The 14237-nt window shown below is 43.7% G+C and carries 9 protein-coding genes; all 9 read left to right on the forward strand.

The window, feature by feature from the left end:
- Positions 1-22: 22 nt before the first annotated feature.
- Positions 23-2536 carry a preprotein translocase subunit SecA gene (gene secA, locus B7723_RS02805; protein WP_084849218.1) on the forward strand — a complete coding sequence of 838 codons (2514 nt, stop codon included), beginning with the start codon at positions 23-25 and terminating at the stop codon, positions 2534-2536.
- 79 nt (positions 2537-2615) lie between these two features.
- Positions 2616-3647 carry a 3-deoxy-7-phosphoheptulonate synthase gene (locus B7723_RS02810; RefSeq protein ID WP_084849217.1) on the forward strand — a complete coding sequence of 344 codons (1032 nt, stop codon included), beginning with the start codon at positions 2616-2618 and terminating at the stop codon, positions 3645-3647.
- Between the two features lies 1 nt (position 3648).
- Positions 3649-4680, forward strand: coding sequence for a 3-deoxy-7-phosphoheptulonate synthase (locus B7723_RS02815; protein ID WP_044020378.1), 1032 nt, complete (start codon positions 3649-3651; stop codon positions 4678-4680).
- 44 nt (positions 4681-4724) lie between these two features.
- Entirely contained in the window at positions 4725-5087 is a 363-nt protein-coding gene (gene acpS / locus B7723_RS02820) for a holo-ACP synthase (RefSeq protein ID WP_084849285.1), read from the forward strand.
- Positions 5077-6180, forward strand: a complete 1104-nt coding sequence (gene alr / locus B7723_RS02825; protein ID WP_084849216.1) for an alanine racemase — start codon at positions 5077-5079, stop codon at positions 6178-6180. Before acpS ends, alr begins: the two co-directional genes overlap by 11 nt.
- Before the next feature lie 18 nt (positions 6181-6198).
- Entirely contained in the window at positions 6199-8214 is a 2016-nt protein-coding gene (recG, locus tag B7723_RS02830) for an ATP-dependent DNA helicase RecG (RefSeq protein ID WP_084849215.1), read from the forward strand.
- Between the two features lie 317 nt (positions 8215-8531).
- Positions 8532-9512 carry an acetylxylan esterase gene (locus tag B7723_RS02840; protein WP_084849214.1) on the forward strand — a complete coding sequence of 327 codons (981 nt, stop codon included), beginning with the start codon at positions 8532-8534 and terminating at the stop codon, positions 9510-9512.
- Positions 9513-9848: 336 nt separating this feature from the next.
- On the forward strand, positions 9849-13241 hold the full coding sequence (locus tag B7723_RS02845; RefSeq protein ID WP_084849284.1) for an SIALI-17 repeat-containing surface protein: 3393 nt from the start codon (positions 9849-9851) through the stop codon (positions 13239-13241).
- A gap of 233 nt (positions 13242-13474) precedes the next feature.
- Entirely contained in the window at positions 13475-14173 is a 699-nt protein-coding gene (locus B7723_RS02850) for an N-acetylmannosamine-6-phosphate 2-epimerase (protein WP_001135645.1), read from the forward strand.
- Positions 14174-14237: the final 64 nt, after the last annotated feature.

Below are 14237 nucleotides of genomic sequence, written 5' to 3' on the forward strand. Positions count from 1 at the left end.
AGAATAAAAAGTAAGGAAAATCATGGCTAATATTTTAAAAACGATTATTGAAAATGATAAAGGAGAACTTCGTCGTCTGGAAAAGATGGCTGATAAGGTTCTTAACTATGAGAGCCAAATGGCTGCAATGTCAGACGAAGAACTAAAAGCAAAAACTGACGAATTTAAAGAACGATACAACAAGGGTGAATCACTTGATTCATTGCTATATGAGGCTTTTGCAGTAGTTCGTGAAGCTGCAAAACGTGTCCTTGGGCTTTTCCCTTATAAGGTTCAGGTCATGGGTGGGATTGTTCTTCACCATGGTGACGTTCCAGAGATGCGTACCGGTGAAGGGAAGACCTTGACAGCGACCATGCCAGTGTACCTCAATGCCCTTGCAGGTAAAGGAGTTCACGTAGTTACAGTCAACGAATACCTAACAGAACGTGACGCGACTGAAATGGGTGAATTGTACTCATGGCTCGGTTTGTCAGTAGGGATCAACTTGGCAGCTAAATCTCCGATGGAGAAAAAAGAAGCTTATCTTTGTGATATTACCTACTCAACCAACTCAGAGATTGGTTTCGACTACCTTCGTGATAACATGGTCGTTCGTGCAGAAAACATGGTGCAACGTCCACTAAACTATGCCTTGGTCGATGAGGTTGACTCGATTTTGATCGACGAAGCCCGTACACCATTGATCGTTTCAGGTGCCAATGCAGTTGAAACAAGCCAACTCTACCATATGGCGGACCACTTCGTGAAATCTTTGGACAAGGACGACTATATCATTGACGTTCAGTCTAAGACGATCGGTTTGTCAGATTCTGGTATTGACAAGGCTGAAAGCTACTTCAAACTAGAAAATCTCTACGACATTGAAAATGTAGCTCTTACTCACTTTATTGACAATGCCCTCCGTGCCAACTATATCATGATTCTCGATATCGACTATGTGGTTAGCGAAGAGCAGGAAATCTTGATCGTCGACCAATTTACAGGTCGTACCATGGAAGGTCGTCGTTACTCTGATGGTTTGCACCAAGCGATTGAATCAAAAGAAGGTGTGCCAATCCAAGACGAGACCAAGACATCAGCTTCTATCACCTACCAAAACCTCTTCCGTATGTATAAGAAATTGGCAGGTATGACAGGTACTGGTAAAACAGAAGAAGAAGAATTCCGCGAAATCTACAACATTCGTGTTATCCCAATCCCAACCAACCGTCCAATTCAACGTATCGACCACTCAGACCTTCTCTATGCAAGTCTTGATGCGAAATTTAAGGCTGTAGTTGAAGATGTAAAAGCTCGTTACCAAAAAGGTCAGCCGGTCTTGGTAGGTACAGTTGCCGTTGAAACGAGTGACTTCCTTTCTAAGAAATTGGTAGCAGCAGGTGTTCCTCACGAAGTCTTGAATGCGAAGAACCACTACAGAGAAGCGCAAATCATCATGAACGCTGGTCAACGTGGTGCCGTTACCATCGCAACCAACATGGCCGGTCGTGGTACCGACATCAAGCTTGGTGAAGGGGTTCGTGAACTTGGTGGACTTTGTGTTATCGGTACAGAACGTCACGAAAGTCGCCGTATTGATAATCAGCTTCGTGGACGTTCAGGACGTCAAGGAGACCCAGGTGAGTCACAATTCTACTTGTCTCTTGAAGATGATTTGATGAAACGTTTCGGTTCAGAACGTTTGAAAGGTGTCTTTGAACGTCTCAACATGTCTGACGAAGCCATCGAATCTCGCATGTTAACGCGTCAAGTTGAAGCAGCTCAAAAACGTGTCGAAGGAAACAACTACGACACTCGTAAACAAGTCCTTCAATACGATGATGTTATGCGTGAACAACGTGAGATCATCTATGCGCAACGCTATGATGTCATTACTGCAGATCGTGACTTGGCACCAGAAATCCATGCTATGATTCGTCGTACCATTGGACGTATCGTGGATGCACATGCTCGTTCGAAAGAAGATGAAAAATTGGAAGCAATCTTGAACTTTGCTAAGTATAACTTGCTTCCAGAAGATTCAATTAGCCGTTCAGACCTTGCAGGTTTGTCAGACCAAGCTATCAAAGATGAACTATTCCAACGTGCCTTGAAAGTCTATGACAGCCAAGTTGCTAAGCTTCGTGACGAAGATGCAGTGAAAGAATTCCAAAAAGTCTTGATTCTACGTGTTGTAGACAACAAGTGGACAGACCATATCGATGCTCTTGATCAGTTGCGAAATGCTGTTGGTCTTCGTGGATATGCTCAAAACAACCCTGTTGTAGAATATCAAGCAGAAGGTTTCCGCATGTTTAACGACATGATTGGTTCAATCGAATTCGATGTAACGCGCTTGATGATGAAAGCACAAATCCATGAACAAGAACGTCCGCAAACTGAACACAATATCAGTACAACTGCGACTCGTAATATCGCAGCGCAGCAGGCAAGCCTTCCTGAAGATTTGGACTTGAGCCAAATCGGACGAAACGACCAATGCCCATGTGGATCAGGTAAGAAATTCAAGAACTGTCATGGTAAGAGACAATAATATGAGATAAGATACAGGCGGATACCTGGTAAAAATCATTTTTTGCTTGGTGTCCGTTTGCTTTATAAGGAGATGAATCATGGTATTTAAAGCTAAAAGTCCTAAAATTAACATTGAAGAAGTTCGCGCCTTGTCTAAATTAGAGGGAGCGGCTCTTGCGAGAAAAAATCAACGTGATCAGGAATTGGAAGCCATCATTCGTGGGGAAGACCAGCGTATTCTCTTGGTGATTGGACCATGTTCATCTGATAATGAAGAGGCGGTTCTCGAGTATGCCAAGCGTCTATCTGCTTTGCAAGAAGAGGTCAAAGACCGCATTTTTATGGTCATGCGAGTCTATACGGCTAAACCTCGTACCAATGGAGATGGCTATAAGGGCTTGATTCATCAACCAAATGCTAAAGAAGCACCTAGCTTGATCAATGGAATCAAGGCTGTTCGTCATTTACATTACCGCGTTATTTCTGAAACGGGGATGACAACAGCTGATGAGATGCTTTATCCTGAAAATCTTCCGCTGGTGGATGATTTGATTTCTTATATGGCTGTCGGAGCTCGTTCTGTAGAGGATCAACAGCATCGTTTTGTAGCGAGTGGAGCAGATTTCTCAACAGGATTTAAAAATCCAACATCTGGAAATCTTAATGTTATGTTTAATGGGATTTACGCAGCGCAAAATAAACAGAGTTTCCTCTTCCTTGGTAAAGAGGTGGAAACAACAGGGAATCCATTGTCCCACGCCATTCTTCGCGGTGCCTTGAATGAATATGGTAAGAATATTCCTAACTACTACTATGACAATTTGATAGATACCATTGCCCAGTATGAAAAGATGGGCTTGGAAAATCCCTTTATCATCATCGATACTAACCATGACAATTCAGGCAAGCAGTACATGGAGCAAATCCGTATCGTTCGTCAGACCTTGATCAACCGTGATTGGAATGAGAAAATCAAGAAATACGTTCGTGGTTTTATGATTGAGTCCTATCTAGAAGATGGACGTCAAAATGAGCCAGAAGTTTTTGGTAAGTCCATTACAGATCCGTGTCTAGGATGGGACAACACAGAAGCACTTGTTCGCGAAATTTACCAAACGCTAGGAGAATAAGATGGCATTTATCGAAAAAGGTCAAGAAATTGATATTGAAGCAATCAAGGCTGCGACCCAGCTGTCAGCTGAAGCCTTGCGAAAAAAAGAAGCCCGTGATAGAGAGTTGGCAGCCATCATCTCAGGTGAGGACGACCGAATCCTTTTGGTGATGGGGCCTTGCTCTTCGGACAATGAAGAAGCTGTGCTCGAATATGCTCATCGCTTAGCAGACTTGCAGAAAAAAGTTGCGGATAAAATCTTTATCGTGATGCGTGTCTATACGGCTAAACCTCGTACCAATGGAGATGGCTATAAGGGTATGATTCATCAACCAAATACTAGCGAAGCGCCTAGTCTCATCAATGGTTTGCAGGCTGTTCGTCAGCTGCACTACCGTGTGATTACCGAAACTGGATTGACAACAGCTGATGAGATGCTTTATCCGTCAAATCTCGTTTTGGTTGATGATCTGGTCAGCTACCATGCTGTAGGGGCTCGCTCAGTGGAAGATCAAGAACACCGCTTTGTAGCCTCTGGGATTGATGCTCCAGTTGGGATGAAAAATCCAACATCTGGGAACCTTGGGGTCATGTTTAATGCCATCTATGCGGCTCAAAACAAGCAAACCTTCCTTTACCATGGCCAAGAAGTGGAAACTTCAGGAAATCCTTTGGCCCACGTTATCCTTCGTGGTGCCATGAACGAATATGGTAAAAATGAACCCAATTTCTACTATGAAACCCTCTTAAATGCCATCAATCACTATGAGTCTATGGGACTTGAAAATCCCTTCATTATCATCGATACCAATCATGACAATTCTGGCAAGCAGTATATGGAACAAATTCGCATTGTTCGTCAAGCCTTGCTGAATCGTGATTGGAATGAAAAGATTAAAAAGACGGTTCGAGGCTTTATGATCGAATCTTACCTAGCAGATGGTCGCCAAAATCAACCAGAGGTCTTTGGTTGCTCTATAACTGACCCTTGTCTAGGTTGGGAAAATACAGTAGCTTTGGTAGAAGAAATTTATACTACCTTAACAAAATAAGTGAAAAGGATGGAGTTGGGGGAATCTCAGCTCCTTTTATGAGTATGATAGTTGGACACGGAATTGATATCGAAGAATTGGCTTCGATAGAAAACGCAGTTACACGACGTGAGGGCTTTGCTAAGCGCGTGTTGACCCCTAAAGAAATAGAGCGTTTTGCCAGTCTAAAAGGGCGCAGACAAATCGAATACTTGGCAGGACGTTGGTCGGCTAAGGAGGCTTTCTCCAAGGCTATGGGGACAGGAATTGGCAAACTGACCTTTCAGGATTTGGAAATTTTGAACAATGAACGCGGGGCTCCCTATTTTAGTCAGGCACCATTTTCAGGAAAGATTTGGCTGTCGATCAGCCATACAGATCAGTTTGTGACAGCCAGTGTCATTTTGGAGGAAAATCATGAAAGCTAGTCCACATAGACCAACCAAGGCTCTGATATATCTGGGAGCTATTCGACAAAATATTCAGCAAATGGGGGCTCATATCCCTGAAAGAACGCTCAAGTGGGCAGTGGTCAAGGCCAATGCCTATGGTCATGGAGCTGTTGCCGTTGCGATGGCGATTCAGGATGATGTTGATGGATTTTGTGTTTCCAATATTGATGAAGCCATCGAACTTCGTCAGGCTGGACTCAGCAAGAGAATCCTCATTTTAGGAGTTTCTGAGATAGAAGCTGTTTCCCTAGCTAAAGAATATGACATCACTTTAACAGTGGCAGGATTGGAGTGGATTCAAGCACTCTTAGCTAGGGAGACAGATTTATCTGGCTTAACGGTTCACCTCAAGATTGACTCAGGGATGGGACGGATTGGTTTCCGAGATTCCAGTGAGGCTGAGCAGGCTCAAACCTTGCTCCAACAACACGGTGCTCGTGTTGAGGGGATTTTTACCCACTTTGCTACTGCAGATGAAGCATCAGATGACTATTTTAATGCCCAGTTAGAACGATTTAAAACTATTTTGGCAAGCATGAAGGATGTTCCAGAGCTGATTCATGCCAGCAACTCGGCAACGACCCTCTGGCATGCAGAGACTATTTTCAATGCGGTTCGTATGGGAGATGCCATGTATGGCCTGAATCCTAGTGGAGAGGTCTTGGACTTGCCCTATGATTTGACTCCAGCCTTGAGTTTGGAGTCTGCCCTTGTTCATGTCAAGACAGTTCCGGCTGGAGCTTGCATGGGCTATGGGGCGACCTATCAGGCGGATAGTGAGCAAGTCATTGCGACCGTTTCCATCGGCTATGCGGACGGCTGGACACGAGACATGCAGAATTTCTCTGTCTTAGTAGATGGAGAAGCTTGCCCAATCGTCGGACGAGTATCTATGGACCAAATCACCATTCGTCTGCCTAAGATTTATCCGCTAGGAACAAAAGTAACATTAATTGGTTCTAACGGCGACAAGGAAATCACAGCTACTCAGGTAGCTGCCTACCGTGGAACCATTAACTATGAGGTGGTTTGCCTTCTCAGCGACCGCATTCCGAGAGAATATTATTAAAAAAGAAAGGAGTGGAGCATGAATCTACATCAACCCTTGCATGTCTTGCCTGGTGTGGGACCAAAGTCAGCAGAGAAATACGCCAAACTAGGAATTGAAAACTTGCAAGACCTCTTGCTCTACTTTCCTTTCCGTTATGAAGATTTCAAGACCAAGCAGGTGATGGAGCTGGAAGACGGAGAAAAGGCTGTCCTGTCTGGTCAAGTCGTAACTCCTCCAAGTGTCCAGTATTATGGTTTTAAGCGCAATCGTCTGCGTTTTAGTCTCAAGCAGGGAGAAGTCGTTTTTGCGGTGAATTTTTTTAACCAACCCTATCTGGCTGATAAGATAGAGTTGGGAGCAACCCTTGCTGTCTTTGGAAAATGGGACCGTGCTAAGGCCAGTCTGACTGGGATGAAGGTTCTGGCTCAGGTGGAAGATGACCTCCAACCTGTTTATCGTCTGGCTCAGGGAATCAGTCAGGCCAGTCTGGTCAAGGTCATAAAGACAGCCTTTGATAAGGGGTTGGACCTCTTGATAGAGGAAAATCTTCCCCAGTCTTTGCTGGATAAATACAAACTCATGTCCCGTTGCCAGGCTGTTCGCGCTATGCATTTTCCTAAGGATTTAGCAGAATACAAGCAGGCCCTTCGCCGGATCAAGTTTGAAGAACTCTTTTATTTTCAGATGCAGTTGCAGTCACTCAAGTCTGAAAATAGAGTTCAGGGAAGCGGTCTGGTTCTGAATTGGTCTCAGGAAAAAGTGACAGCCGTTAAAGAAAGTCTTCCTTTTGCCCTGACCCAAGCTCAAGAAAAGAGTTTGCGGGAAATATTGACCGACATGAAGTCGGACCACCACATGAATCGTCTCCTACAAGGGGATGTAGGGAGCGGAAAGACGGTGGTTGCTGGCTTGGCTATGTTTGCGGCGGTGACGGCTGGCTATCAGGCAGCTCTCATGGTACCGACAGAAATCTTAGCAGAGCAACACTTTGAGAGTTTACAGAACCTTTTTCCAGACTTGAAACTCGCTCTCTTGACAGGTTCCTTAAAAGCTGCAGAAAAAAGAGAAGTTTTAGAGACCATTGCCAAGGGTGAGGCTGACTTTATTATCGGAACCCACGCTCTGATACAGGATGGGGTTGATTATGCTCGTCTTGGTTTGATTATCATCGATGAGCAGCACCGTTTTGGTGTGGGCCAAAGGCGTATTTTACGGGAAAAAGGGGACAATCCTGACGTTCTCATGATGACGGCGACGCCCATTCCACGAACCTTGGCTATCACAGCCTTTGGCGATATGGATGTTTCTATTATTGACCAGATGCCAGCAGGGCGGAAGCCGATTGTGACGCGCTGGATCAAACATGAGCAACTGCCTCAGGTCTTGACTTGGTTAGAGGGAGAAATTCAAAAAGGTTCGCAAGCCTATGTCATCTCTCCCTTGATTGAGGAATCTGAAGCTCTGGATCTGAAAAATGCTATTGCCTTATCTGAGGAGTTGACAGCTCATTTTGCCGGCAAGGCAGAAGTGGCTCTTTTACATGGGAAGATGAAGAGTGACGAAAAAGACCAGATCATGCAAGAGTTCAAAGAGCGAAAAACGGATATTCTGGTTTCGACGACGGTTATTGAGGTTGGGGTCAATGTTCCCAATGCAACCGTCATGATCATCATGGATGCCGACCGCTTTGGTCTCAGTCAGCTTCATCAGCTCAGAGGTCGTGTTGGTCGGGGTGACAAGCAGTCCTACGCTGTTCTTGTAGCTAATCCCAAGACGGATTCTGGGAAGGACCGCATGCGTATCATGACAGAAACCACCAATGGATTTGTCCTTGCGGAGGAAGATTTGAAAATGCGTGGTTCTGGAGAGATTTTTGGAACCAGACAGTCAGGACTGCCAGAGTTTCAAGTGGCGGATATTATCGAAGATTTTACGATTTTAGAAGAAGCCAGAAAGGTTGCCAGCTACATTAGTTCGATAGAAGGTTGGCAAGAGGATCCGGAGTGGCGCATGATTGCTCTCCATCTAGAAAAGAGAGAACATCTGGATTAAGCCTTTTCTAAGAAATCTATAAGCTAGCTTTTAGGTTTGGGTCTTATACTAGAGTCATCAAAAAGAAACGAGGACTCTCATATGACGATTAAAGTAACTTACCAAAAGAAATTCCAAACCGTCAAACTAGAGAAAGGAGCTAGCACCTATTGATACACAGAGAGCGGAAACGCTCTTTTTATTTTTAAAACTACTTTCAGACAATAGGTTGGAGGAAAGAGAATCTAAAATCACTTTCTGTTTAGCATTCTTTCTTGCATTGCTTTCCTAGATATGCTAGAGTTATGATAGCGATTACAAAACTAAAGGAGCATGCTATGAAAAATCCAGCTTTGTTAGAAGAAATCAAGACCTATCTAGGACGGGATGAGGTGCCAGAAGACTTTGATGCCTTCTGGGATGAGGAAGTGAAAAAAGTTTCAACGCTTCCAGCCTACCAGTTGGAGGAAAGAGATTTCCATATTCCCCAAGTCAAGTGCTATGAACTTACTTTTGAAGGAACCAATGAAGGCAAGGTCTACGCTCGCGTCGTCCTGCCAAAGACTGAGGAGAAAGTTCCTTTAATCTTTCATTTCCATGGTTATATGGGACGTGGTTGGGACTGGGCTGACATGCTGGCCTATACTGTGGCTGGTTACGGTGTTGTTTCCATGGACGTTCGGGGCCAGTCAGGTTACTCGCAAGACGGCTTGCGCTCTCCACTAGGAAATACGGTGAAGGGGCATATCATCCGTGGTGCTGTTGAAGGTCGAGACCAGCTCTTTTATAAGGATGTCTATCTGGATATTTACCAGTTGATCGAAATTGTTGCTAGTCTGTCACAGGTAGATGAGGAAAGACTTTCTAGCTATGGTGCCTCACAAGGCGGTGCTTTAGCCCTGGTTGCAGCAGCGCTCAATCCTCGGATTCAGAAAACAGTTGCCATCTATCCTTTTTTGTCAGATTTTAGACGAGTGCTTGAGATTGGCAATACCAGTGAAGCCTATGACGAACTTTTCCGATATTTTAAGTTCCACGATCCCTTCCATGAAACAGAGGAGGAAATCATGGCGACCCTCGCCTATATCGATGTGAAAAATCTTGCCCATCGGATTCAAGGTGAGGTCAAGATGATTACGGGCTTGGACGACGATGTTTGCTATCCTATTACCCAGTTTGCGATTTACAACCGCCTAACTTGCGACAAGGCCTATCGCATCATGCCAGAGTATGCTCACGAAGCCATGAATGTTTTTGTCAATGACCAAGTTTATAACTGGCTCTGTGGCAGTGAGATTCCTTTTAAGTGCGTAAGATAATGAATGAGAGAGGGCAGGAGCTCTCTTTTTTATGTCCAAAACCTGAAAGTACTTTTAGAAAATTTAAAATATTAAAATATTCTTAAAAGTAAAATCTATTCTGTGGGAACACAGATATAAATATAAGACTTTATTGTATAATAAAGGCAAAGTCACTTGTGAAAGGAGGAAAAAGGCTGCTGGAGGATTAAAAACTCGAGCTCAGCAGAAAATGGGAGAGGATTGGGAGCTCTCATTAAGTTGGATACTTTCTTGTAAAACTTGTCTCTTGAGAGACAATAAAAATTTTTAAAGAAAAAGAAAGCGCTTTATTATATGAAAAATGAAAGGACAAACATGAATTACAAATCTTTAGATCGGAAACAGCGATACGGAATTCGAAAATTTGCAGTTGGGGCGGCATCTGTAGTGATTGGTACAGTAGTATTTGGAGCAAATCCAGTCTTAGCTCAAGAGCAAGCCAATGCAGCAGGGGCCAATACAGAAACTGTCGAACCTGGTCAAGGTTTATCAGAATTGCCAAAAGAAGCGTCCTCGGGAGATCTTGCTCATTTGGATAAGGATTTGGCTGGTAAATTGGCAGCAGCTCAAGACAACGGCGTTGAGGTGGACCAAGATCATTTGAAAAAAAATGAGAGTGCAGAGTCAGAAACTCCATCCTCTACGGAAACCCCTGCAGAAGAAGCAAATAAGGAAGAGGAATCAGAGGATCAGGGTGCTATTCCTCGTGACTATTACTCAAGAGATTTAAAAAATGCTAATCCTGTCCTTGAAAAAGAAGATGTTGAAACCAATGCAGCAAATGGTCAGAGAGTTGATTTATCAAATGAACTAGACAAACTAAAGCAACTAAAAAATGCTACAGTTCACATGGAGTTCAAACCAGATGCATCAGCTCCACGCTTTTACAATCTCTTCTCTGTATCCAGTGACACCAAGGAAAATGAGTACTTTACTATGTCGGTCCTTGATAATACAGCTCTTATTGAAGGGCGTGGCGCTAACGGAGAACAGTTCTATGATAAGTATACAGATGCTCCTTTGAAAGTTCGCCCTGGACAATGGAATTCCGTGACCTTTACTGTCGAACAACCGACAACGGAGTTACCTCATGGTCGAGTTCGTCTCTATGTGAACGGTGTCTTATCTCGAACAAGTCTAAAATCTGGGAATTTCATTAAAGATATGCCAGATGTTAATCAAGCTCAACTTGGAGCAACCAAACGGGGCAATAAAACAGTTTGGGCATCAAACCTACAAGTTCGAAACTTAACTGTTTATGATCGTGCTTTAAGCCCAGATGAAGTTCAAACACGGAGTCAATTATTTGAAAGAGGTGAATTGGAACAGAAACTTCCTGAGGGAGCAAAAGTCACTGAGAAAGAAGACGTCTTTGAAGGTGGTAGGAACAATCAACCAAATAAAGATGGTATCAAGAGTTATCGTATCCCAGCTCTTCTCAAGACAGATAAAGGAACGCTGATTGCAGGAACGGATGAAAGACGTTTGCACCATTCTGACTGGGGAGATATTGGGATGGTTGTTCGTCGCAGCTCAGATAATGGAAAAACATGGGGAGACCGAATTGTAATCTCAAATCCTCGTGACAATGAGCATGCTAAACATGCAGATTGGCCATCTCCAGTTAATATTGATATGGCCTTGGTGCAAGACCCTGAAACAAAGAGAATTTTTGCAATTTATGACATGTTCCTTGAGAGTAAGGCAGTATTTTCATTGCCAGGGCAAGCTCCGAAAGCTTATGAACAAGTGGGAGATAAAGTTTATCAAGTTTTATATAAGCAAGGAGAATCAGGTCGTTATACGATTCGAGAAAACGGAGAGGTTTTCGACCCTCAAAACAGAAAGACAGATTATCGCGTCGTCGTTGACCCCAAAAAACCTGCCTACAGCGATAAGGGGGATTTGTATAAAGGGAATGAGCTAATCGGAAATATTTATTTTGAGTATAGCGAGAAGAATATTTTTAGAGTTTCCAATACCAACTACCTATGGATGTCCTACAGTGATGACGATGGGAAGACTTGGTCTGCACCAAAAGATATCACTCATGGGATTCGGAAAGATTGGATGCACTTCCTAGGAACTGGACCTGGTACGGGGATTGCCTTGCGTACAGGACCTCATAAGGGAAGACTGGTGATTCCAGTTTATACAACAAACAACGTTTCCTACCTAAGTGGTTCTCAATCATCTCGTGTAATTTATTCAGATGATCATGGAGAAACATGGCAAGCAGGGGAAGCAGTTAATGATAACCGCCCAGTAGGCAACCAAACCATTCACTCTTCAACCATGAATAATCCAGGCGCCCAAAATACGGAGTCAACTGTTGTTCAGTTGAATAATGGGGATCTCAAGCTCTTTATGCGTGGGTTGACTGGTGATCTTCAGGTTGCGACCAGTCATGATGGGGGAGCAACGTGGGATAAGGAAATCAAACGTTATCCTCAAGTAAAAGACGTTTATGTTCAAATGTCCGCTATTCACACCATGCATGAAGGCAAGGAATACATTCTACTCAGCAATGCTGGTGGTCCTGGACGCAACAATGGTTTGGTTCACCTAGCTCGTGTTGAGGAGAATGGTGAGTTGACATGGCTGAAACACAATCCTATACAAAGTGGTAAGTTTGCTTACAACTCACTCCAAGAACTCGGAAATGGCGAATATGGTTTGCTTTATGAGCATGCGGATGGCAATCAAAACGATTATACTTTATCCTATAAGAAATTCAACTGGGATTTCTTAAGCAAAGACAGAATTTCTCCTAAAGAAGCAAAAGTAAAATATGCTATCCAAAAATGGCCAGGTATTATTGCCATGGAGTTCGATTCGGAAGTATTGGTCAACAAGGCTCCGACCCTTCAATTGGCAAATGGCAAGACAGCAACCTTTATGACCCAGTACGATACAAAAACTCTCCTATTCACAATAGATCCAGAGGATATGGGTCAAAGAATTACAGGTCTAGCTGAGGGTGCAATTGAAAGCATGCACAATTTACCAGTTTCTTTAGCTGGCTCTAAACTAAGCGATGGTATTAATGGCAGTGAAGCTGCTATCCATGAGGTGCCGGAGTACACAGGTGGTGTCAATGCTGAGGAAGCAGCGGTTCATGAAGTTCCGGAGTATACAGGTCCAATGGCAACAGTGGGTGAAGAAGCAGCTCCAACGGTTGAAAAAACTGAATTCACAGGTGGCGTTAATGCAGAAGAAGCGTCTGTGGCAGAGATACCAGAGTACACTGGACCATTGGCAACAGTAGGTGAAGAACCAGCTCCAACAGTAGAAAAACCAGAGTTTACGGGTGGAGTCAACGCTGTTGAGGCAGCAGTTCATGAACTTCCAGAGTTCAAGGGTGGTGTCAATGCAGTTCTAGCAGCCTCAAACGAGCTTCCAGAATATAGAGGAGGTGCTAACTTTGTCTTAGCAGCTTCAAATGACCTGCCAGAGTATAAGGGTGGCGTCAATGGTGCTGAGGCGGCAGTCCTTGAAGTGCCAGAGTACAAGGGAGAAACAAATCAAGTATTAGCAGCTGCAGACAACAAACTGTCTCTAGGCCAAGATGTGACCTATCAAGCGCCAGCAGCTAAACAAGATGAACTTCCGAATACGGGAAGTAAGGAAACAAACTCACTGATTTCCCTTGGTCTTGCAGGTGTTGTTTTATCCTTGTTTGCATTTGGCAAGAAGAGAAAAGAATAATAAGTAAAAGCTATTTGAGTAAGTCTCAGAAGAGATAGCAGGTTTTTCAGCCTGCTATCTTTCTTTATTAAATTTAGGTTGATTCGAAATCATAAGAGGTCTGAAACTACTTTCAGGATAGTCTGTTCTATAAAATAGTTTTGAAACTGAAATCTATTCTATCACAATCTATTGAAAGCGCTTAACAAATGATATATAATAAGCCCATAGAAGAAAGAAAGGGAGGAAAGAGGATGCCACAGATCAGCAAAGAAGCCTTGATTGAACAAATCAAAGATGGAATCATTGTCTCTTGCCAGGCACTTCCTCACGAACCGCTTTATACAGAAGCGGGAGGAGTCATTCCCTTGCTAGTCAAAGCGGCTGAGCAAGGTGGAGCAGTCGGTATCCGAGCAAACAGTGTTCGCGATATCAAGGAGATTAAGGAGGTTACGAAACTCCCGATTATCGGGATTATCAAACGTGACTATCCGCCACAGGAGCCTTTCATTACAGCTACTATGAAAGAAGTGGATGAACTGGCTGAACTAGACATCGAGGTCATTGCTCTGGATTGTACCAAACGTGAACGTTACGATGGTTTGGAAATTCAGGACTTTATCCGACAAGTCAAAGAAAAATATCCGCATCAACTCTTGATGGCTGATACCAGTACCTTTGAAGAGGGAATAGCAGCGGTTGAAGCAGGAATTGATTTTGTTGGAACAACCCTATCAGGTTATACCTCTTATAGTCCTAAGGTAGATGGTCCAGACTTTGAACTGATCAAAAAACTGTGTGAAGCAGGTGTGGATGTCATCGCTGAAGGGAAGATTCATACACCAGAACAAGCTAAGCAAATCCTTGAATATGGGGTGCGAGGCATCGTTGTCGGTGGAGCGATTACTAGACCAAAAGAGATTACGGAGCGCTTTGTTGCCGGTCTTAAATAACACAATCTCAAAGCAGAGGAGAGTGGTCGATGCGTCGGACAAAATGAAAACGTATACAAATATA

The organism is Streptococcus oralis subsp. oralis (genome assembly GCF_002096435.1).
In the GTDB taxonomy this organism is placed as follows: domain Bacteria; phylum Bacillota; class Bacilli; order Lactobacillales; family Streptococcaceae; genus Streptococcus; species Streptococcus oralis_AA.